This is a genomic window from Rothia sp. HMSC069C01, from assembly GCF_001814655.1.
Taxonomy (GTDB): domain Bacteria; phylum Actinomycetota; class Actinomycetes; order Actinomycetales; family Micrococcaceae; genus Rothia; species Rothia dentocariosa.
Genome location: NZ_KV817379.1, coordinates 281,800 through 303,616, shown reverse-complemented (window position 1 = coordinate 303,616; position 21,817 = coordinate 281,800). Strand labels below are relative to the sequence as shown.

The 21,817-nt window shown below is 57.4% G+C and carries 18 protein-coding genes and 1 tRNA gene; 14 read left to right on the top strand and 5 right to left on the bottom strand.

Annotation, left to right across the window (positions count from 1 at the left end; translation table 11 throughout):
• Nucleotides 1–88: 88 nt before the first annotated feature.
• From HMPREF2981_RS01920 to HMPREF2981_RS01910, 3 genes are all read left to right on the top strand, one after another.
• A complete protein-coding gene (locus tag HMPREF2981_RS01920; protein WP_070449337.1) occupies nucleotides 89–1,099 on the top strand; it encodes an NAD(P)H-quinone oxidoreductase in 1,011 nt (336 codons plus the stop codon).
• Nucleotides 1,100–1,263: 164 nt separating this feature from the next.
• Complete coding sequence (locus HMPREF2981_RS01915; RefSeq protein ID WP_004005649.1) at nucleotides 1,264–1,782, top strand: hypothetical protein; 519 nt, start codon at nucleotides 1,264–1,266, stop codon at nucleotides 1,780–1,782.
• Nucleotides 1,783–2,050: 268 nt separating this feature from the next.
• Entirely contained in the window at nucleotides 2,051–2,926 is an 876-nt protein-coding gene (locus tag HMPREF2981_RS01910) for an HpcH/HpaI aldolase/citrate lyase family protein (protein ID WP_070660360.1), read from the top strand.
• Between the two features lie 96 nt (nucleotides 2,927–3,022).
• On the opposite strand, the gene HMPREF2981_RS10535 is transcribed toward HMPREF2981_RS01910, so the two are convergent.
• Together HMPREF2981_RS10535 and HMPREF2981_RS01900 are read right to left on the bottom strand one after the other, a co-directional pair.
• Nucleotides 3,023–3,217: a hypothetical protein gene (locus HMPREF2981_RS10535; protein WP_013397915.1), complete on the bottom strand. Its 195-nt coding sequence runs from the start codon at nucleotides 3,215–3,217 to the stop codon at nucleotides 3,023–3,025.
• 135 nt (nucleotides 3,218–3,352) lie between these two features.
• Nucleotides 3,353–3,424: transfer RNA gene (locus tag HMPREF2981_RS01900), tRNA-Thr, on the bottom strand.
• Nucleotides 3,425–3,582: 158 nt separating this feature from the next.
• Between HMPREF2981_RS01900 and HMPREF2981_RS01895 the strand changes: the two genes are divergently transcribed.
• Nucleotides 3,583–4,398 (top strand): DsbA family protein, encoded by an 816-nt coding sequence (locus HMPREF2981_RS01895; protein WP_070660354.1) that lies wholly within the window; start codon nucleotides 3,583–3,585, stop codon nucleotides 4,396–4,398.
• 9 nt (nucleotides 4,399–4,407) lie between these two features.
• The gene (locus HMPREF2981_RS01890; RefSeq protein WP_070660345.1) at nucleotides 4,408–5,253 is read left to right on the top strand and encodes a spermidine synthase; all 846 of its coding nucleotides are present in this window, start codon (nucleotides 4,408–4,410) and stop codon (nucleotides 5,251–5,253) included.
• A 61-nt stretch (nucleotides 5,254–5,314) separates the two neighbouring features.
• Here the strand turns inward: HMPREF2981_RS01890 and HMPREF2981_RS01885 are convergent, their stop codons facing one another.
• Together HMPREF2981_RS01885 and HMPREF2981_RS01880 are read right to left on the bottom strand one after the other, a co-directional pair.
• Nucleotides 5,315–6,352, bottom strand: coding sequence for an EamA family transporter (locus HMPREF2981_RS01885; protein ID WP_070660333.1), 1,038 nt, complete (start codon nucleotides 6,350–6,352; stop codon nucleotides 5,315–5,317).
• A gap of 110 nt (nucleotides 6,353–6,462) precedes the next feature.
• Nucleotides 6,463–7,533 carry an EamA family transporter gene (locus tag HMPREF2981_RS01880; protein ID WP_070660330.1) on the bottom strand — a complete coding sequence of 357 codons (1,071 nt, stop codon included), beginning with the start codon at nucleotides 7,531–7,533 and terminating at the stop codon, nucleotides 6,463–6,465.
• Nucleotides 7,534–7,973: 440 nt separating this feature from the next.
• On the opposite strand from HMPREF2981_RS01880, the gene HMPREF2981_RS01875 reads away from it, so the two are divergent.
• Entirely contained in the window at nucleotides 7,974–8,861 is an 888-nt protein-coding gene (locus HMPREF2981_RS01875; protein WP_070660327.1) for a di- and tripeptidase, read from the top strand.
• A gap of 260 nt (nucleotides 8,862–9,121) precedes the next feature.
• Nucleotides 9,122–10,855 carry a DUF5635 domain-containing protein gene (locus tag HMPREF2981_RS01870; protein WP_070660324.1) on the top strand — a complete coding sequence of 578 codons (1,734 nt, stop codon included), beginning with the start codon at nucleotides 9,122–9,124 and terminating at the stop codon, nucleotides 10,853–10,855.
• A 237-nt stretch (nucleotides 10,856–11,092) separates the two neighbouring features.
• On the opposite strand, the gene purB is transcribed toward HMPREF2981_RS01870, so the two are convergent.
• Nucleotides 11,093–12,532: an adenylosuccinate lyase gene (gene purB, locus HMPREF2981_RS01865; RefSeq protein ID WP_070660321.1), complete on the bottom strand. Its 1,440-nt coding sequence runs from the start codon at nucleotides 12,530–12,532 to the stop codon at nucleotides 11,093–11,095.
• Nucleotides 12,533–12,956: 424 nt separating this feature from the next.
• Between purB and HMPREF2981_RS01860 the strand changes: the two genes are divergently transcribed.
• From HMPREF2981_RS01860 to HMPREF2981_RS11230, 7 genes are all read left to right on the top strand, one after another.
• A complete protein-coding gene (locus HMPREF2981_RS01860; protein ID WP_070660318.1) occupies nucleotides 12,957–13,571 on the top strand; it encodes a hypothetical protein in 615 nt (204 codons plus the stop codon).
• 27 nt (nucleotides 13,572–13,598) lie between these two features.
• Complete coding sequence (locus HMPREF2981_RS01855; RefSeq protein ID WP_070660315.1) at nucleotides 13,599–15,776, top strand: hypothetical protein; 2,178 nt, start codon at nucleotides 13,599–13,601, stop codon at nucleotides 15,774–15,776.
• Nucleotides 15,777–15,862: 86 nt separating this feature from the next.
• Nucleotides 15,863–16,999, top strand: a complete 1,137-nt coding sequence (locus HMPREF2981_RS01850) for a histidinol-phosphate transaminase (protein ID WP_210398810.1) — start codon at nucleotides 15,863–15,865, stop codon at nucleotides 16,997–16,999.
• A 297-nt stretch (nucleotides 17,000–17,296) separates the two neighbouring features.
• Nucleotides 17,297–18,463, top strand: a complete 1,167-nt coding sequence (locus tag HMPREF2981_RS01845) for a thiamine pyrophosphate-dependent enzyme (RefSeq protein WP_070660309.1) — start codon at nucleotides 17,297–17,299, stop codon at nucleotides 18,461–18,463.
• A gap of 2 nt (nucleotides 18,464–18,465) precedes the next feature.
• Complete coding sequence (locus HMPREF2981_RS01840) at nucleotides 18,466–19,461, top strand: alpha-ketoacid dehydrogenase subunit beta (protein WP_004005633.1); 996 nt, start codon at nucleotides 18,466–18,468, stop codon at nucleotides 19,459–19,461.
• A gap of 78 nt (nucleotides 19,462–19,539) precedes the next feature.
• Nucleotides 19,540–21,030 carry a dihydrolipoamide acetyltransferase family protein gene (locus HMPREF2981_RS01835; RefSeq protein ID WP_070660306.1) on the top strand — a complete coding sequence of 497 codons (1,491 nt, stop codon included), beginning with the start codon at nucleotides 19,540–19,542 and terminating at the stop codon, nucleotides 21,028–21,030.
• Nucleotides 21,031–21,307: 277 nt separating this feature from the next.
• A complete protein-coding gene (locus HMPREF2981_RS11230; RefSeq protein ID WP_141747803.1) occupies nucleotides 21,308–21,439 on the top strand; it encodes a histone-like protein in 132 nt (43 codons plus the stop codon).
• The last annotated feature ends 378 nt before the right edge of the window (nucleotides 21,440–21,817 follow it).

Below are 21,817 nucleotides of genomic sequence, written 5' to 3'. Positions count from 1 at the left end.
CTGTAAATCTGAACATTGCGGTATGCCCCGAGAACACATGCTAATCTCGGTGCAGGAAGATACAGATAAGAAGGTTGTTGAGGCTACTATGCGCGCCATTGTCGAGAAAGAACATGGAGATCCAGAGGTTCTAACGCTCTCTGAGGTTCCGATTCCTGCCCCTGCACCCGGGCAGGTCTTGGTGCGGGTGCATGCCGCCGGGCTGAACCGGGCGGATTCCCTGCAGCGGCGCGGGCATTATCCGCCTCCTGCGGGGGCAAGCTCCGTATACGGTCTTGAGATTGCGGGCGTGGTAGAGGCTGTGGGTGAGGGCGTTGATCCCGCTCTGGTGGGCGAGCGCGTCATGGCGCTTCTTGCTGGCGGCGGTTACGCCGAATATGCGGCGGTAGATGTGCGCCATACCCTGCCCGTTCCTAAGGGTATGAGCATGGTTGAGGCGGCGTGCATCCCGGAGGTCGCCGCGACGGTGTACTCGAATCTGGTGCTTCTGTGCGGAATGAGTCTTGATCCCGCGCAGAATAAACCGGCGGAAGATGAGCAGACTTCGCTTCTGGTGCATGGCGGTACTGGGGGCGTGGGTATGCATGCTATTCAGCTGGCGCGCGCCGCCGGTGTGCGGGTTTTTGCGACGGTCGGTGATGACGAGAAGGCTCAGGTGGTGCGGGCGTTGGGGGCGCATCCGATTAATTACCGCACGGAGTCTTTTCGTCAGGTGATTCAGCGTGAGAGTGCCGGTCACGGCGTGAATTATATTCTTGATGTGGTAGGCGCGAAATACCTGGAAGATAATCTGCGGTCTTTAGCCGATGGTGGGCATCTGGCGACGATTGCTGTGCAGGGCGGTCGCCGCGCGGAACTCGATCTGGGTCTTATGCTAACGAAGCGCTTATCGGTGCACGGTACGTCTTTGCGGTCACGGTCTGCGGATGAGAAGGCAAAAATTATGGCAGGGGTGCATGAGAACGTGTTACCGTTGCTTGAGCGCGGCGTTCTTTCGGCGAATCTTGATCGTGAATTCCCGTGGTGGCAGGCGTCGCAGGCTCATGAGTATTTTGATGCGGGTCAGCATCGCGGCAAGGTTGTTTTGCGCGTGATGTAAGTCGTGTTGTGCCGGTTTGGCCGGGTCAAATGCGTGAATTTTTCGAGAGCTTAATCCCATATCAACATTTTTTGTACGACATCCTGTCACCAAAATGAGATTTAGGGTACCCTAAGTATATAGAGCTTTCTAGACGCACGACCGGCTGAGCATGAGGAGGGGCTATGGGACTCAAAGATTTCCTGCAATCACGGCGTGATGACGCGGAACTTGGGCGTGGTCTCTGGCGTCGTGCGCACGACCGGTTTATTCGCGGTATTGATCGTTTCCATCAGGTTCTTGAACGCCTTGCCGATACCGAGATGATCGAACTTATCGTGCCGGATGCGAATACTCTTGCCGATCTTATTCCGCGGGTTCGTGCCGTCGCGATGGAAGCGCAGCGTATTGCCCCCAGTGATGGCATGGATATTCCTGCCTCCCCTGAAGGCACGTTCTCGGATCTGCATCGGGCGCTCTCAAAAGCTGGTAATGCGGTAGCCCTCTGCGCTGAGGCGCTGGCGATGGCGCGGTGCTTTGGCGAGTGCAGTGTGCAGTGCCACCGCAAGATTACGGTAGAACGCCGCGTGCAGAGTGTGGTTGAGCATGTCGAGAATGCGGAACGCCTGATCGCCCGTGCACGTGATGAAAAAGCTGCACAGGCGCGCAATGAAAACCTGTCTCTGCAGACAACCTCGGTTTAACGTCATAAACGTGAAACTAGCGGCGATGTGCGGATAGTTGTGTAGTCGCGGGCTCCGTATAATTTCCCCGATAATTTCGGGGGTTTAGTGTCTTTTGAGGGTTTCACGTCGCGAATTATCCAACATAAAACCATATAAATCCGCGTAAAACCCCACATGACATGAGGTAACTAGAACCTTAACTAAGGTTGAGCTTAGTATAACCATCATGGATCAGACGCCTACACTAAAAGCTCGGACACCAGCACATCAGGGAAAAGACCAACCAATGCTCGAATTCCATCGCAATGAACGTGCGCGCCAGCTACGCCCCAGTCTCTCTCGCTCCTGGCTTCTTGTACGCCCTAATTCCGCCGAAAAAGACTTTGAAGAAGCGTTCGCCAGTGAAGCAGACTCCATTATTCTAGACCTCGAAGACGGGTGCCCCGAAGACGAAAAAGACGAAGCCCGCAGTCGAGTCGTCAAAATGCTCAACTCCGGCGTGGTCGCATGGGTGCGCATCAACGCTATCACCACCGAGCACTGGTGGAAAGACGTTAAAGCCCTCAAAAACACCAAAGGTCTGCGCGGCGTTATGCTCGCCACCGCAGAGCACGCGACCGATATCGACCGCACCGCCTCCGAACTGCCCGCCGGAACGCCCATCATCGCGCTTATCGAATCGGCTCTCGGGGTGCACAACGCCGTCGAAATCGCCAGCACTATCGGAACCTTCCGCATCGCCTTCGGGGCAGGCGATTACCGCCGCGATACCGGATCCAGCGACACCCCCATGGCGCTCGCCTATGTGCGCTCGCAACTCGTGATTGCTTCAACCTTGGGCGGTATTCCCGGTCCTATCGACGGACCATCCGTGGGTAAGTACAAGGCGGCTCTCACCGAAGCCTGCACCTACGCCACGGCCCACGGCATGACCGGAAAACTCACTCTTGACTCCGATCAGGCAGACACCATCAACCAGGCATTCTCACCGAGTGACCACGAAATCGCCGAGGCGCACAAAATGCTTGATGTTCCCATCGACGGACCGCGCGACGGCTCATATCTGCCGCGTTACCTGCGCGCCAAGAAGGTCAAAGAACTCGCCAAAGTCTACGGGCTGTGGGGAAAGACCGAAAGCGACGCCCAGCGCGCCAACGTCTAAAGTCTTGGTATATAAACGTGAGCCGCGCATCCTGCCTCTGAATCAGGATGCGCGGCTCACGTGTTCTCTATACGGTACGGCTTCGTCGTGAGCAAGTTAGTTGTACGGAGTCCTGCCACCGGTAAAGGCATAGGCGCAAATATAGGAGGTCACAACCCCCAACACGATGGGGACGGCAATAATGGTGTCTTCACCGAAGATCCATCGATAAAAGAACCACAGCGCACAACATGGTATCAGCAGAAGCACGAATACCAACCCAAAACGCTGGGTCTGTTTTTTATGACGCATATTGCCCCTCTCGAACTGCAAACAAAACGGTAAAACTCTTTTCCTTATTGTACGGGTTTTCAAGGGTAATCCGTAGATGGGAAACACAAAACCCGCCGCACTCTGCCCGCTGGCAGAAGACGACGGGTTACGCTGAGCCCCCTGTGGGATTCGAACCCACGACCTTTTCTTTACGAGGGAAATGCTCTACCCCTGAGCTAAGGAGGCACACGATATACGCCCTAGATGGCGCGTATACCATCGCCAATATTAGCAGAGATTGCAGGGCAGGGCGAATATGACCCATAACTCGAAAGGGGTGCGTTCCCCCGCAATATATGGGAGGATAAAAAAAGATCTATTATCTTTAGGGTAAAGGAACCTTCATGACGTCTATGCTTAATCGCCGTACCGCGCTTTCGCTCGGGGTACCCGCTCTCGCAGTCGTATTCTCCGCATGTGCTAACGCCACCTCAAATTCCGGGGCAAGCTCATCCGCAAGCGGCAGTTCAAGCTCTAACGCCAGCGCAAGCGGCTCAGCAAGCAGCGCTCCTTCGGGCGATGCTTCCGGCAACGCTAGCGCCGGGGGAGAGGCAAGCGCATCCGGTTCGGCTTCGGCCTCGGGTGACTCCGCCAAAATGACCGCCACCAAAGTTGGTGAGCGTGACGAGGTTGGATACCACCTCAACACCCCCAAGCAGGGTGCGCCCACCGTGACCCTGTACACCGACTACCAGTGCCCCTACTGCGCTAAGGCCGAACCCACCTATGAGAAGGTTGCCAAGGACCTTGAGGGCACCATGAATGTGACCGTGCGCAATATGCCGCTGTCCGCTCATAAGAATGCCATACCCGCCGCGCAGGCCGTGCAGGCGGCAGAACTTCAGGATAAGCACCTGGAGATGGCGAATAAGCTTTTTGAAACCCAGGACTCCTGGAAAGATGTGAGCCGGACTGATCTGGCGGGAGTTCTCCTCAGCTATGCTCAGGAACTTGGGCTGGATGAAGAGAAATTCAAGACTGACATGACTGATCAAAAAACCATCGACTTGATTAAGGGCGATTTTGAGTACGGCCAAAAGATCGGCGTGAAGGGCACCCCCCAATTTGCGGTGAACGATAAGCCTCTTGAGAATGTGGACTCTTCGACCTCCGCTGAGGATATGGTCAAAGAATTCAAGAAAGCCGCAGGGCTGAGCTAATCTTTCGTGATGGATGACAGACAACGAGAGCGTGCCGCGCTGGGCGTTCACCTGAGTGTGAGCGGTCAGCGCGGTCGCATTCTTGAGGACGGATTCAGCGAGCACGGCTATGTGCTTGACATCGGCGGTGCCGAACAATCCCATGTTGATGCTGCTGATGCGACCGTCGTGTTTTACGAGTATCTGCGGCGCATCGCCAATGTGCTGGATGTACTTACCCCTTCGCGCGAACCCGTGACGGTTCTTCACCTGGGGGCCGGGGCACTCACGCTCGCCCGCTATGTGCAGGCCACGCGCCCGGGGTCTTCGCAAGTGGCCGTCGATTATGAGCCGCAGCTGATGGAGTTTGTGACCGAGGTACTGCCGTTGCCCGCAGGTACCCGGTGCGAGTTCGTGGTTGCGGATGCGCGCGCCGTACTCCCCGAGATTCCCGCGCTTTTCGGCGCTCATGCCGCATCCGACGGCGGCGTTTTTCGCGGGATCGACGCCATTATTCTTGATATTTTTACGGGCATGGATGCGCCCGCCCACCTTGCCAACGCCGACTACTACGCCGAGCTGCGTGAGCTTCTGAGCGCTCGCGGGGTACTCGCCGTGAACGTGGGTGATGATGCCGGGCTGCCCTTCTTCCAGGGGCAGGCGCGCGCCCTATTGGACACGTTCGAGCATGTGTGGTGCTTGTGCGATTCTTCCATGCTGAGCAGTGAACACGAGGGGAACCTGGTGCTGATCGCAACCGCACGCGAACTCGACGAAGACACCGCCGATGCGCTGTTCGCGCGGGGACCGCATCCGGCGGAGGTGCTGGGTACCGAAGAACTGCGGGATTTTCTGGGGTACCTGGCCGGGCAATAGCCGCCCGAGAAACACCGCCCGCCGCAGAACCAATCCGGCACGCAGCGTAGTATCCTGTGGCTTACTCCGGCAGCGGCAGGGGAGAGGTGTGCTCGGGAGGTTCGTTCCTTCGGTAAGAATCCGAAGTTTCGTCCGCAGGCGCCGAACCCCCAGTCGTTTGGGTAATTCCGATACTTGCCGTGATCAGCAGGATAATCGCAACCCAGCGCATCAGGCCGGTATCCTGGCCCAACAGCGCCCACCCCGCGAGCGCCGCAATCGCCGGTTCCAGGCTGAAAAGCACGCTGAAGACCTGTTCGGGAAGGTGCCGCAGGGCTGCCAACTCGCTGCTGTACGGTACGACCGATGCCAGCAGGCAGGTTCCAATGATGAAGAGCACCAGTTGGGTATCGTGCGTAACGCTCCAGAGCGCTACGGGGCCGGGGAAAAGCAGGGCTCCGGGAACCACGCAGATGGCTCCCACGGCCATTGCTACGGCGAGTCCGCTTGCACCGGGCACGAGTTCGCCGACTGAGGCGCTGGAGCGAATGTAGAGTGCCCAGAATGCGCCCGCGATCAGGGCGTATAGTACGCCCACCAGGTCGGTTTCTTGCCCGTGTACCGCCTCGAAGCCGAGTACCGCCATGCCTGCCGCCGCGCAGAATACCCACACTAGGTCGCGTTTACGCCGCGTGAGGATAGAGGCCAGCACGAGCGGACCGGTAAACTCGACCGCCACCGCCAGTCCGAGCGGGATGCGCGCCAGCGCGTTGTAGAAGAAGCCGTTCATGAGCCCAAGCGTGACACCAAAAATGAGCATGGCACGCCACTGGCGGGAAGACCAGCCTAAGAACCCGTCGAATGTTTTCGCGGGTACTGCCATATATTCGGTTTGTGCACTTGCTCGATGCGCCCGCCAGCGCCCGGCAATCCAGACCGCCGCCCCCACCGTGATCGCGGCGAGAAGCAGACGCAGTGTCGTGACGAGCCACGGACCAAAAAGCGGAAAAAGGTGCACCGCGAAAGCCGCACCGAATTGCAGAGAAAGGCACGAGATGATCACAAAGATGATGCCGACGGTGGGGTGCTTGCGGCGACTATGAGGGGTGAGGCTGGTCAAGAAACCTCCTAGATCACAACGACAACAGGCGGCGGTACCACGTGAGAATAATGGTACCGCTGCCTGCATATTGTTGTAACCTAGGGCATACCCCAAATGCGAAGTATATTCTACGTTTGGGAGGAGCCTTCTGACCGGGTTTCCTTAGCTTGCCGGTCGAGCCTGATCTGTTCGGTGGTGGGAAGGGTAATCACCCCGGTCTTCTGCACAAGGTCGGCACCGATGCTGTCAACCGCGCCAGGCAGGAAGTGCGTGATTGTCTCTGCCGTACCTTCCTCAAGGGCCCGGCGTTCCACCCGAGCGTGCGATATCGTAATCCCGATACTTGCCGTAATCAGCAGCGCAATTGCAATCCAGCGCACCGCATCGGTGGGTTCTTGCAGAATAATAACGCCCACCAGTGCCGCCGCGGCAGGTTCCAGCGAAAGCACCACGCTGTATACATTCGAGGGGAGCATGCGAAGCGCCGAGATCTCGCCCAGTGCGGGAAGCGCGGATGCCAGAAGTCCCATCGCAAAACCAAGCGCCAGTAAGGCGGGGTCGGTGATGACTTTCCCTAAATGATTGCCCGTGATGAAGAAAGGGAACGGGATAACCAAGAGTGTGGAGACAAGATTGCCCATCACCATACCGCCCATCCCCGGAATTGTGGCGCCCACACGCTCCGTCGCCAGGATATAGGCGGCACGAGAAACGGCGGTAAGAATAGCGAAAAATATACCTATCAGTGCAAAATCTTCGGGCTTTGACTGCGACTCTGCCGTCAAAATAGCCATACCGGTAAAGGAAAGAAGAATCCAGATCAGGTCGAGTTTTCTTCGTGAAAGAACCGTTGCCAACACGAGCGGACCCATAAACTCGATAGCCACTGCGATCGCCAATGGAACCTGCTGAATTGCCACATAGAAGAAGGCGTTCGCGCCGAAAAGCGCAACTCCCAACACGATTACCGCAAGCCACTGCGGGCGCGTCCATTGACGAACTTGTGGGCGGAAAAAGAGATACAGCAGAAGCGACGAGGTGATCATGCGCAGAGCCACCACGCCCCACGCGCCCAGATCGCCCATCATTGTCTTTGCGAGCGCAGAACCGAACTGTGCCGAAATGATGGCGCCGATAGCATACGCCATACCGAGGCCCTGAGTCGCCAGTGGCGAGCGCGCCGAAGCAGGAGCAGACATATAGGTTCCTTACTGTGTGAAGGCCGGTGTTAGTGCCATTGCTGAACACCGCAGAGGGCGCGTCGGAGCGCCTGAGTGAGCGAGTGTGTTGTTTAACCTAGCTCAATTCTAAGCCCTCAGGACGAAAAGCCGAACTAAAACGTCATCCCGTGAAATTTACTCCATCATGAAATCTGCCGAAGGCAAACGGCCAAAAGAGCTATGTCGCTTTGAGATACCAGGTCTGAACTCGGGCGTATATACCGTACCGATGGGTTGGCGGGCAAGATTTATGTCATGCGTAATGTACACAGGTAGGGCCGGGGAAAGTAGTACTTGACGCACTAAAATTTCAGGTCAGGGCGTGTCATGAACGGGGCGGAATACTCGCTGGGCGGAATAAGCACCGTTTCTGCAGGATGCGGTACCTGCTTTGAGTCAAAACGTGCTTTACTGGCATTATGCTAAACCCGAAAAAGTCCCTTTTTGACGATAATGGTAATCCCCGCCCGGCACTCACCAAAACGCTTGATACCGTTCTGCGCGTTCAGCGCCCCCTGGCGCTGTCGATGGTGAAAAGTTTGCGGTCGGCGCATCCGGATGAAACCCCCGAAAAGATTCTGCGGCGCCTGGAACGCAACTATCTGCGTGACGTGACCGCGATCGGCGGGGTGACGGGCGCATCCGCCTTCGTGCCTGGAATCGGAACCGTGACCTCGATGGGCCTTTCGGCGCTCGCGGTCGGCGGGTACCTGGAAAGGACCGCGCTGTTCGCTCAGGCGGTGGCTGAGCTGCACGGCGTGCATGTGGAGAACCTCGAGGTTGCACGTTCGATGGTGATGGCAATTATGCTCGGTGAAGAAGGCTCGCAGCTGATGAATACCGTGCTGCTGCAGACCGGGAAGGCGAGCGGTGTATCCAATCGGTGGGGTATGCTGCTGGGCGGTAAGTCGGCGGGCAAGACTTTTAGCGTGGAACGCACGATTCGCAATATGTTTATCAAACGTTTCTTGACCCGTCAGAGCGGAGCCCTGCTGGGGCGTGCCCTGCCGTTCGGCGTGGGTGCGGTGGTCGGCGGCGGCGCAAACTTGGCGCTGGGGCGTGACGTGGTTAAGAGCGCCCGTAATGCGTTTGGTGATGCTCCCGCGATTTTCCCAGATGATCTGGCACTTACTCCGCGTGCCCCCAAGTTCACATCTGATGAGCAGAAAAACTCCCACGGATCCAAGGTTACGCGGGCACTGACCGGTAAGTTCAAGCGCACCAAGACCGATACGAAGAACCACGATGCGCACGCTCACGGGCTGCAGAACCCTGGTGCGCAGCATCGCAAAACGATGGGGGACTAGAAGAAGCTAGCCACTTGCCCCTGCCCGCCGGTATTTCGCGGGTAATAGCGCCCGTTTTGCCGCGGTTTTCACGAGACATACACGGGAGAGTGTTAGATTAGTGGGGCGCTAATCTAACACTTTTCCGTCAAAGTGCGAAAAGTTGTTAGATTAGAGCCTCTTTAATCTAACAACTTTTTGTGTTTTTAGGTAGACTTGGTGGTGACGTTGGTCAAGAAGAACACTCCAACCACCCTGAAACCTACTGTTGTGGAGACGGCATGATACTTTCGGAACGCAGGCGAGACCTTGAAAAACAGGTCGCCGAAATCCTTGCTTCGTATCGAGACGGGCAGCTTCACGCGAATCGGGAGAGCGCATCCATAGATTTCAAAGAGGAAGCAGGACGCCGAGGCGCTGGCGGTATTCTTCTGCCCGGCGAAACACGCAACGCTGAAGCAGCATCAAAACTTGCAGATGAAGTCGCCTGCTTTGCCAATACACCCGGCGGAGGTGCCCTGATCCTAGGCGTTGAAGACAGTCATGGAACGGTACTGGGAACCGAGCTTGATACTGAATGGTTGCGCCAGCGTATTGATGAGGCGGTACAGGTCGCCCCCGATATTGTGGAACACCACCTTGGCGGAGCCCAGGGTCTGCGCGTGCTGGTTCTCTACGTACCCCAGGCCAAAGAGCCTGTGTATGATACCGGCAATAAGCTGCGGTGGAGCGTTGGGGATCACTGCAAGCCTATTGACCGCTCCCTTTGGTGGGAACACCGTGAAAATATGCGGGAATACGACGAAATGGCTCAAAGCACCCGCTACACGCCTGAAGATATTCCACGCTCCACCATGAACTATGCGCGCGCCCTGCTCGGAGCCGATACAGCCCTCACGGACCGCGAGGTCTTGCAGCGTTTGGGCGCGTTGCGTTCCGATGGAAAGCTCTCGCAAGCCGCCGCGCTCACCCTGTGCCCCGCATCCCGAACCCTGCTTGAACTCACTATCTTCGACGTTCCCGCCGGGTCGATCCTCAATACTGTGCGACCCGACGCTGACCTGCCGCTGCTGGAACAAATACGGCAGATCGAGCAGGCTCTGCAAAACGTAAATACACAAATTACGCTTCCCACCGGGTTTGCGCACCGCACAGTCCGGCAGGTTCCCGAAAATGCTGTGCGTGAGGCTATTCTCAACGGTATTATTCACCGCGATTGGAATAGCTCTGAACCTACCGATATCCGCTGGATTACACTCGATAATACCCTCGTGGTGCGAAGCCCAGGCGGATTTTACGGTGGAGTTACTGCGGATAATGTGCTCAGCAATCGTTCTGCACGATACCCCGCGCTCGCCGATCTATTCCGTGCCCTAACCCTTGTAGAGAAACAGGGAGTGGGGGTTGATCGGATGTACCAGTCCATGATGGTTCTTGGGCATCTGCCCCCTATCTTCGAGGAAGTGGCGGGTCCGCATATTGAATGTACGCTCGTGGGAGGAACACCAGTACTGCCTGTACTGGAAGTCGCCTCTGCGATTGTTCCCACCGCACGTCAGAAAGACGTGGGAATCGCTATTATTCTCAGCTATTTGATGCAGCACCCTTTTATCACATTGAAAACTTTGGCCGAACGTCTGCAATCTTCTGAAGAATCAGCGGCGCTCACGCTGCGGGCTGCCGAACAGACCGTTATTGAGGGTGTTCCGCTGGTAGCCCGTCTTAAAGAGCAGCAGGTGTGGGTTCTGGGCGAAGGTGCGCTTAACCTTGCTCAGAATGCTCGGGGCGAGAACGACCACTATGTGCTGCCCTATCTGTCACGATCCTCGCAGGCTATGCACGATGTGATTCGGACCTGGTGCGACCTCACCGGTGCAATCACAACGGGAGATTTGATGGAGCTGACGCATATAGCCCGCGGTACCGCCAAAAGGGCTTTAGACGCTCTAGTCGATGAAGGTACTCTAAGGCAGGAAGGACAAGGTCGTTCCACAAGGTACGTTATGGTTCATTAGGGGCGGTAATCTGCTGAATTTCTGTAGGTGGAGTAGTTGATGTTAGATTAGCAGGCTGCTAATCTAACAACTTTTTGTGTTGATGAGGAAACCTGGCGAATAAATGGGTGTTCTATAGCCCCTGCCGAAACCGTAAAAAGGCTCTTTATTCACATAAAGCGGTTTTTCTAATGCTTTATGTGAATAAAGAGCCTTTTTAGAACGTAGAGAGAGTGGGCGATAAGGAGCCGAAGGAGTTTAGCCTTGCGCATCCTTCGCGTGATCCACCAGCTGCGCGGCGATGCCGTTGTACGTATGCGGGGTCAAGTTCGACAGCCTCTCCTGCGCCTCGGCAGTCAGACCCAGGGTACCCACAAATTCTTTGAGGCGCACCGCATCCACCCGATGACCGCGCGTCAACTCCTTCAGACGCTCATAGGGGTTCTCCATACCGGGGGTGCCCGCGATTGCCTCCGCGCGCATAACCATCTGAATGGCTTCCGCCAGAACCTCCCAGTTGGACTCCAGGTCGGCGGCAATAACGTCGGCGGCAATATCGAGGCGCTGCAGACCCTTAATCACATTGGAAATCGCCAGCACCGAATGCCCAAACGCCACGCCAATATTGCGCTGCGCCGAAGAATCGGTCAAATCACGCTGCCAACGCGAAGTCACCAGCGTGGATGCCAGCGAATCGAAGACCGCGTTTGAGAGCTCAAGATTAGCCTCCGCATTCTCGAAGCGGATCGGGTTCACCTTATGCGGCATCGTCGAAGAACCCGTTGCACCAGCCACCGGAATCTGGCGGAAGAAGCCAATCGAAATATAGCTCCACACATCGGTGCACAGATTATGCAGCACACGGTTGAAATGCGCCACATCAGAGTACAGCTCCGCCTGCCAGTCATGCGATTCGATCTGCGTGGTCAGCGGGTTCCAGCTAAGCCCCAGATGCTCCACGAAACCCCGCGAAATAGCCTGCCAGTCAGCCCCCGGAACCGAGGCGTAATGCGCCGCATAGGTGCCCGTCGCGCCGTTAATCTTGCCCAAAAATTCGGTAGCGGCAACATGGGAAATCTGGCGTTTCAAACGGTATGCCAGCACAGCCATTTCCTTGCCCAGCGTGGTGGGGGTCGCGGGCTGGCCGTGCGTGCGCGAGAGCATCGGAACATCTCTGCCGGTCTCGGCGAGATCGAGCAAAACCTGCACCAGATCGCGGGCGGCAGGAAGCCACACATTCTCGACCGCGTCCTTAATACCCAGGGCGTAGGAGAGGTTATTAATGTCTTCGGAGGTGCACCCAAAATGCACGAGCGGAACCAAATGCCCCAGCCCCAGCGCTTCAAGGCGGCGACCGATATAGTACTCGACGGCCTTCACATCGTGAACAGTGACCGCCTCAATCTCGGCGAGTTCGGTGACGGAATCGGCGTTGAACTCGGTCACGATAGCACGCAAACCGGACTTCTGCTCATCGGTGAGCGGCGTGAGCCCGGGAAGAACGGCATGCTCGCACAGGTATATGAACCATTCGACTTCCACGTGGATGCGGTCGCGGTTCAGCGCGGCTTCGGAGAGATAGTTTGTTAAAGGCGCGGTCACAGGGGCGTAACGCCCATCGAGAGGACCGAGCGCGAGATTACTGGTGCCCAGGTCGATTCTTCCCGAGGGCAGGAGCGTGTTTTCAGGGTGAGACATACCTCTATCTTCGCATGTTTTGGCGTAAAAGGTCAGATTGGGTGTCTTCTGCGGCGGATGACGTGCCGTGTCTGTCTTGAGCGCGGCGTATCGCGGATTCTGGACGTCTTCCTGTGATTCGACTAAGGCGTTATTTATGGGATGCGCGGTCTGCCACACCTGTGCGGGTCTGCGTCATATTCGGTTATGCGAGTGCGCGAACCCAACGAAATCGGGAGAAACCGCCTGTGGATAACGAGGAAAAGTGTCCCGCTACGGCAGGTTATCCACAGGGCAACGAGAGAGCGGGTATTAACCGGAGTCGAGCCTTCTAGGGTGAAGGTAAACAGGTACAGCATCGGTCACGCGCACGGGTACTCGGGCGTACCCGTGCGGCCGCACACCGGGAGCCGCCCGCCGTACACAAAGAGCTAACGAGGAAGACATGACAGCCATCGCACCCGCACCAACGCCCCAGCCGCATACCGGCGATATTCCCCCGGGCGCGCATCCGCCTACGTCCGCAGATATTCTGCGTGCCGCCGGTGACATGGGGATCGGTACCAGCGCCGCAACCAGTTTTGCGGCGTCTTTGCAAGGGTTAGCGGGGCAGGCGCGCAGTAAGGGCCAGGAACTCGCCGCCAACTTAGAACAGCATGCCGCGAGCATTCAGACGATGCTTCACAAAGCTCACGGTATGCGTGCCGAACACTGGAAATCCTCGGCCGGGAGAGCCTATCGAAACGCATTAGACCAGCACGAAAAAAGCCTGACCGAAACTCACCAGCAGGTACAGCACGCAGCCGAGGATGCCCGCCGCGCTGGCGAAGAAGTTGCTGCGGCCTTGGAATCCCAAGCAAACACTATTTTGGGTGCCGCCGCCGGATTAGACGGAATGCTCAAAGACCTGCTGAACACCACCGCCGATACCCTCGAAAACCTGAACCCCGCAGACATCATCAAATCCTCCGGCGCGCTGAACGCTCAGCATGCCTTAAATCAGTTACTCAATTATTCGCAGGTTCCCACCGGGCTCTTACAGAGCTCGGGCATTCACTAATCGCTAGACAACAGGGAAGGACTCACGATGAACACTCCGGGACAACAGATAGCAGCCGGTGGGGACGATAAAACCATTAGCGTTCTGCTGGAAGAGTTGCCGCAGCTCGCACAGAATGTACACCAGCTAGGCGGCGATTGCGGGTCATTACCCCTGCCGATGGGCGGTATCGCGGCGCAGCTCATGCTTTTTCTCGGCACCAACGAGCACGGGCGGCAAGCCTCGGTCATAACCACTTCTGCCGCAGCGACGTTGGGGGAGCGGGCCGTTAAGCTGGAGGCAACCGCCAGTGCAATAGATGCCTGCTCGAAAGGCTACCATCAGGCAGAAGAAGCCGCGAAGGGACTGTTCAACCGCATCGGGCTCACTCAGGACGGGAAGATGCCTAACGGCATGTCGCAGGAAGAGTGGATACGCAACGCGCTCATGAACCCGCAAGGCGCCTTCAACGACATGTGGTCCTGGGAAAAGTACGAGCTTGGATATAGTGCCGCAGAGAGTATTTTCGGGTGGGGTATGCGCAGCGGAAACCCCTATATTATGGGCTTTTCCGCACTGACGGCGATTACCCTCTTCGGGGCGACCGCCTACCAGGATATGCGTGCCAACCCAGAGATGGCGCGCAGGCGTATAGCGCGAAGACTCGAAAAAATGGGTATTCCCCGTGAGATAGCCGAACGAATTGTGAACGGGAAAATGCCGTGGCTCGGAAAGAAAGAACAGGACAACAAGAACCGCGGTGAACTCAAGAACTGGCATCGTGATAAGGCAGAACCGACGGATAAAATGCCCCGCACCCGCGCCGAGATCGCCCAGAATATGGAGCGCGTGAGCAAGGGAGACCTCTCGAAAAAATACGAAGGCGAAGATAAAGACGGGAAGGGTTACTCGGGGATTGAGGTACAGGTATACCGAGACCCCCAAACCGGGCGCAAAATCGTATATGCCTATATTCCAGGGACGGACTTTTCCAATAAACCTGGCGAACCCGACGGTATCCAAGGCACCCTGCAAATAGGCGCCGATACCCCGAATGCCTCTATCCAAAACAGCCATATCATGATGCGCGCCCTAGACCGTGCGCTAAGAGATCAAGGCGTAACCTCAGCCGATGATGTGATTCTCGTAGGACATTCCCAAGGTGCGGCTATCGCCTATAACGCCGCCAACAACAACGAATTTGCCTCACGCTACCACGTGAGCGATGTGTACACTTTCGGCGGCCCCGTACAAGCATTACCAGACCGAGGAAATAAGACCTTCCGCGTGCATCAAACCAAAGACAAGGGCGATCCTATCCCCGCAATCATTAGCGGCCAGACGTGGAAGGAACGCCCAGGTGACTCGACCGTGATTACTGACCGCAGAAGTTTTCGCCAGGGCGGAGATCCTAAACCACATGAAATGACTCACGATATGAGGTTTTATCGTGAATCATTAGAACGGAATGCTAACGCGCAGAAACCTATGGCGGCTGTCCCTCAAGGTAACTACACCTACGAAGGCGGAAATGTCTATAACGCTACCTCTGAGGGAGGGCCTTCGTTATGGGAGAGCGGAGCTGCAACATTATCAAATGAGCGTGGTGTAAATCCTCAAGTAGCTGGAAATATGGGGGCTGACTGGGCCCAGAATAAGGCACGGTCATGGACACCCGATTTTTTGAAACCCAGTATGGATGCGCTTGATCCACGAAAGCCTGTCGATTACACAGACCCGAAGATTTCGGGACTGCCCGCACCGGTGCAGAACCCCGGCACCACAGATACCCAACACTCACCCGCAGCATGGCATGCGCCCGAGTCGCTGGAGAACATATCGGGGCCGAAACCCATGCCGTACAGCCATCACGGGGAAGGGATCATACCTTCCGGGGCAGGCTCCCACGCCGAACCGTATTATGCGCCGCGCCTGCTGGATGACCTGCACCTGCCCAAGCTCGATATGCCCCACGGCACGGGCGGAGGCGAAAACCTGCTGCCGAACCTTGACCTGAAAACACAGGAAGGATACTTGCCGCCGCTGGGAGAGCACCTGATGAGCAACCCCGCCGAGACACCGCGCCTGCACATACCACAGAATCAGCTGCAGTCCGATGGTGAGACCGTAACCCCCGCCGATACCGGCAGCCGTATGCCCACCAACACCCCAGATCCTGAGATGCGCACCTCACACGACCCCAGACTCCTGGGTGCACCGGCGTAAACGCAACCGCGCCCGATCGGCAGAAACTCGCGTGACCTAGCGCGAAAATCCGGGGCGGGGAGGTTGGCGAGCACTATACTGTGGATATGAGTGAATCACACCAACCGCAGACATCACCGATTCCCCCGCGCCATATTTTTGCGAACCTTCCGGCCTATGTAGCAGGAAAACCCGCGTCGCAGGTTGCCGGGCTAACCCAGTACAAACTATCTTCCAACGAGAACCCTCTCGGACCCGTACCCAAGGTCGCCGAAATCCTCAGCACCTTCGATGCGGTACACCGCTACCCAGACCCGCTTTCAACGAAGCTGCGTGAAGCGCTCGCCAAGCGGTTCAATCTGGATGCCGAGAATATCGTGACAGGCGCTGGAAGCCTGGGTGCACTCAACCAGATTCTCAAAGCGTTTGCCGGAGTCGATGCGGACGGTGTGCAGGACGAAGTCATATACGCTTGGCGTTCCTTTGAGGCATACCCCATTCTGGTGGGGCTGCTGGGCGCAAAAAGCGTGCAGATTCCGAACCTGCCCAACGGCGCCCACGACCTGCGGGGAATGCTCGATGCGGTCACCGACCGCACCCGCGTGATCCTGGTGTGCACCCCTAATAACCCCACCGGGCCCGCCGTCACCGAAAAACAAATCCGCGAGTTCCTAACGCAGGTGCCGCCTCATATTGTGGTGGTGCTCGACGAAGCATATTTCGAGTTCTGCACGGTATCACCCGTGCCCGACGGGGAAGATGCGCCGCTGGACGGTTTGCGCCTGTACCGTGAATACTCGAACGTGATCGTGCTCAGAACCTTCTCGAAAGCACAGGGACTTGCAGGGCTTCGCGTGGGGTACTCAGTATCGCATCCGCAGCTGACCCAGTATTTGCGGGTGAGTGCCACAACCTTCGCCGTTACCGCCGTGGCAGAGGCCGCCGCAGTCGCCTCCATAGAACATGAAGATCAGGTGATGGAACGTGTGCAACACCTGGTGGATGAGCGTGAGCGCGTGGTCGCCGGGCTGCACGAGCTGGGGTACAACATACCGCAAACCTACGCCAACTTCGTGTGGCTCCCCCTGGGAGAACACACCGCAGAATTTACCGAACTGGCGCGCGCTAACGCCCTAGCGGTGCGTGCTTTCGACTCCGAGGGCGTGCGGGTGAGCATCGGCGAAGACGAGGCAAATGACCGCTTCATCAGCATCTGCGAGCAGTTCCCGCAGAGAAGAGTCTAAACTCCCTCAACTCGCGGGGTTGAGCTATGTCGCCGAGGGCTCGGGAAGAGACCGTGTGGGTTCTCGGCGACAACACTTAGAATGCTCCTCGCTCACGTAAGTATTCCGTGAATCAACATGCACACAGAAACGGTGCATTACGCCAGAAGGAAAGCATAGAAAACCGCACAGTAAACCTTCACTTCGTTCTTAAGCGAGTAAAATAAGAGGAAATATGCCCAAGCCTTCCGCCCCACGCGCAGAAACTCTCTGAGCACGCCCGGCGTGAAGGACAGCTCGTATCTGCGTGGAGGATTGATGCACGAGAACGAAAAATATCCGGGAGTACCCGAACGCATCCAGCTGATGGATGAGAACGGCAAGGTGCACGAGAACCCCACCTTCAGCTCTTATGTGCAGGACGTAGACGCAGAACAGCTTCGCGAAGCCTACCGCCTGATGTACATCACCCGCCGTATCGACGACGAAGGAACGGCACTTCAGAGGCAAGGGCAAATGGCTCTATGGGCGCCCAGTCGCGGGCAGGAAGCGGCGCAGATCGGCTCCGCACTGGCATTCGCCCCCAACGACTATATTTTTCCCTCCTACCGTGAACACGCGGTCGCCTTCGCCCGCGGCGTAGATTTTCGCGAACTCATCACGATTTTCCGCGGTTCACAAACCCACGGGTGGGACCCTAAAAAACATAACTTCCACGTCTACACCAAAGTGCTTGCCGCACAAGTTACGCATGCGGTCGGTTACGCTATGGGCCTGAACTTTGATGCCGATATTGCGGCGGAAACCGGGCAGCTGCAGACAGGCCAAGGGCAGGCCACCAACCCCGAGAATGACACCGTGAAACCCGCCGTCGGCGTCTACTTCGGCGACGGTTCCTCCACCGAAGGCGAAGTCCACGAGGCCATGGTCTTTGCCGCATCCTACGATGCCCCCGTACTCTTCTTCGTACAAAACAACCGCTGGGCTATTTCGGTACCCTTCGACGTGCAGTCGCGCGTGCCCATCTCAACCCGCGCCCAAGGCTACGGCTTTGAAGGACTGCGCGTTGACGGCAACGATGCGCTCGGCACCCTCGCCGTCACCCGCTACGCGCTTGATAAAATCCGCCGCGGCGAAGGCCCCGTACTGATCGAAGCGGAAACATACCGCCTGGGCCCGCATACCACCGCCGACGACCCCACCAAATACCGTGACGACGAAGAACTCCAGCAGTATCTGAACGCAGACCCGCTGATTCGTCTGGAAAAACATCTGCGCGAGAACGGGCACGCAGACGATGCCTTCTTCGAAAAACTCGCCGAAGAAGCACAAGAGCTTGCCACCGGAGTACGCGAGGCGGCGATTGCCTCCGAACCCTATGAATTCGACCGATTCTTCGACCGCGCCTACGCCGAAGAACACCTTCAGGTAGAAGAAGAACGCGAGTTCTACCGCAACTACGTCGCAGGTTTCGAGGAGGACTAAGAATGAGCGAGCAGAATACACAGGTCGAGCGCCTAACCCTGGCGAAAGCGATCACTCGCGGCCTCGACGATGCGATGGCAGATAACCGTAAAGTCGTGCTGATCGGTGAAGATATCGGCAAACTCGGCGGGGTATATCGCGTAACCGAAGGGCTTCTGGCGAAGCACGGGCAGAAGCGCGTGATGGATTCTCCCCTCGGAGAGGCCGGTATTGTGGGCACCTCCATCGGCATGGCGATGCGCGGCTATCGGCCCGTAGCCGAGATTCAGTTCGACGGGTTCGTCTTCCCCGCCTACAACCAAATCACCACCCAGCTCGCCAAAATCCACAACCGCAGCGACAAAAAATACGTTGTTCCGGTTACGATCCGTATTCCCTACGGCGGCGTGATCGGGGCGGTCGAGCATCACTCGGAGTCACCCGAGGCGCTGTTCGCGCACACCGCCGGGCTGCGCATCGTAACACCGTCCTCACCGCATGATGCCTACTGGATGACCCGCAAATCCATTGAATGCGACGACCCGGTGATTATTTTCGAGCCCAAACGCCGCTACTGGCTCAAGGGCGAGGTGAACTTTGCGGACACCGACTTTGACCCGTTCCAAGCGCAGGTGGTGCGCGAAGGCACAGACGCGACCGTCGTGGCATACGGTCCGCTGGTGCCGGTAGCGCTCGCCGCCGCGGAGGCCGCCGTCGAAGATGGACGCTCGATCGAAGTCATTGACCTGCGGTCGATCTCCCCGATGGATGTACCCACCGTCGCCGCATCCGTGGTGAAGACCGGGCGCCTGATTGTTGCCCATGAAGCGCCGACCTTCGGGGGCATGGGCGGCGAACTTGCCGCCGCAATCACCGAGCGCTGCTTCTACAGCCTTCAGGCTCCAGTGCTGCGCGTGGGCGGTTACTATATTCCGTACCCGGTACCGCGCACGGAGGACGAATACGTGCCCGATATTGACCGTATTCTCGAAGCCGTTGATCGCTCATTTGAATACTAAATCCGTATATTCCATATTCCTTATATAACCCGCGAAGAATATTCCCGACAGGCTATATTCCCTAGCGAAAGGCATAAAATGTCCCAGATTTTTAATCTCCCCGATGTGGGTGAGGGTCTTACCGAGGCTGAGATCCTCACCTGGAAAGTCAGCGTTGGCAGCGAGGTCAGTATCAACGATGTTCTCGTTGAAATCGAGACCGCCAAATCCGTTGTGGAACTGTCTTCGCCCTACACCGGCACCGTGGAGAAGATTCTGGCGAACGAGGGCGAGACGGTCGAAGTCGGGACGCCTATTATCGCGATCTCCGGCAGCGCCGCATCCACCGCAGAAGAACCGCAGGATGCGCCCGCCGCATCCGCCGATGAGGATGAGAGCGGTAACCAGGCACTCGTAGGTTCGGGGCCCAAGGCCGATTCGGTGAAGCGCCGCCCCCGCAAGCGCCCCGCATCCGCAAGGGCTCAGAACACCGCGCCGCAGACCCCGGCATCGCCCGCTCAGGAGATGCCGGTGGCGCATACCCCCTCGTCACCCGAGCCGCGCAATCAGGGGCTTTTCAGCGAGCTTGCCGAACGCGCCTCCAAATTCGTAGAAAACAGCCCGTTCAATACGGTGGTGCAGCGTTTCCAGGGCGGGGCTGAGGGATCCGTCGTAACCGCACAGCCGACGCAGGAGCCGGTGCCGCATCGCCCATCGCTGGCGGCGCCACCCGTACGCTTGGCGGCAAAAGAGCTGGGCGTCGATCTGGCGAATGTGACCGCGACCGGCTCGCGCGGGCAGGTGACGAAACAAGACCTGTTGAACTATGTGGCGCATCTTAACGATGTGCAGGAATCCACGAGCCAGCGTTTCTGGCAGTCCCCGTCCGTACAGGGCGATCGCATGCAGCATATTCCGGTGCGCGGGGTGCGCAAGGCAACCGCGAAGGCTATGGTTTCTTCGGCATTTAGCGCCCCGCATGTATCGATTTTCGTAGATGTCGATGCTTCGCGCACCATGGAATTTATCAAGCGCTTGAAGAAGTCGCGCCACTTCGAGGGCGTGAAGGTAACTCCGCTGCTGGTGCTTGCCGCCGCCGTGATTTGGGCGGCCGAACGGAACCCCCAGGTGAACGCTACGTGGACGGACAGCGAGATTCAGATCAAGCGCTTTATGAACTTGGGCATTGCGGCGGCGACCCCGCGCGGGCTGATGGTGCCGAATATCAAGGATGCGCAGGAGCTCTCCCTGCGTGAGCTTGCGGTTGCCTTGAATAACCTGACGACTCGCGCCCGTGAGGGAAAGACCCAGCCCGCCGAGATGGCGAACGGAACCTTGACGATTACGAATATCGGTTCGCTTGGTATCGATACAGGCACCCCGATTATCAACCCCGGCGAGGTGGCGATCGTCGCCTTCGGCACGATTAAGCAGAAGCCCTGGGTGGTTGATGGTGAGGTTATTCCGCGCTGGGTAACCACGCTGGGCGGTTCTTTCGATCACCGCGTGGTAGACGGCGACCTCTCGGCACGTTTCATGGCCGATGTTGCCGCGATTCTCGAAGAACCTGCCATGCTTCTGGATATGTAGCGCTTACAAGTACAGTAACGCTCAAGGGCGCCGAAGGACTCTCTTCCTTCGGTGCCCTTGAGTATTCGGGGGTCTCTGACCCGCCACTATATTCTGTTTCTGGAATATTCCCGAGTTGGCATATAGCCATATCGTGCACACAAAAACAGGGGCAGGGTTCTCATGTTGTCACGAAACCCTGCCCCAATCACTATATTCCCTGTGGGTTATATGCCTGAAACGCTATAACTCTTGGCCCACATAGTTTTGTGCGTAGCGTTCCACACGATGGTGATAGATGCCGCCCATCAGGCCGCCCAGAACCGCAGCGATGAAGGTGATGCAGAGAACCAACGCAACCGAAAGAATAGCGCTTGCCGTACCGTGCTGCGTATACCACTGCACGGAAAGGTTTGCGGAGCCTCCCTGAAAAACCTGGGGTGTGAAATAGGTGAGCAGGCTTGCTGCAAATATGATCATGATCTGCCACAGCCACACCGAGATGCCCTGCTTTGTGCTGGAGAACCGCGCCATGCGGCCAGCCACATAACCGCCGATGCAGTACGCCACCAGGTATGCGGCACCGGTTCCGATACCCTGCCAGAGAGCGAGTGCATCGTTCCCCGAGAATAACCCGCGCACAATAGGAGCCATGGAATCGTAGGGGGCTCCGTGATTGGCCTCGACTACGATTGCCGTAACCCAGAGCAAAAACTGCAAGACGCCCATTGCGGCGAACCAACCCATTAACCCGGGAATAACCTGAAGTCGCCCGTAGCGTGCTTTCTGAAGCTCGAACGCAGTTGCC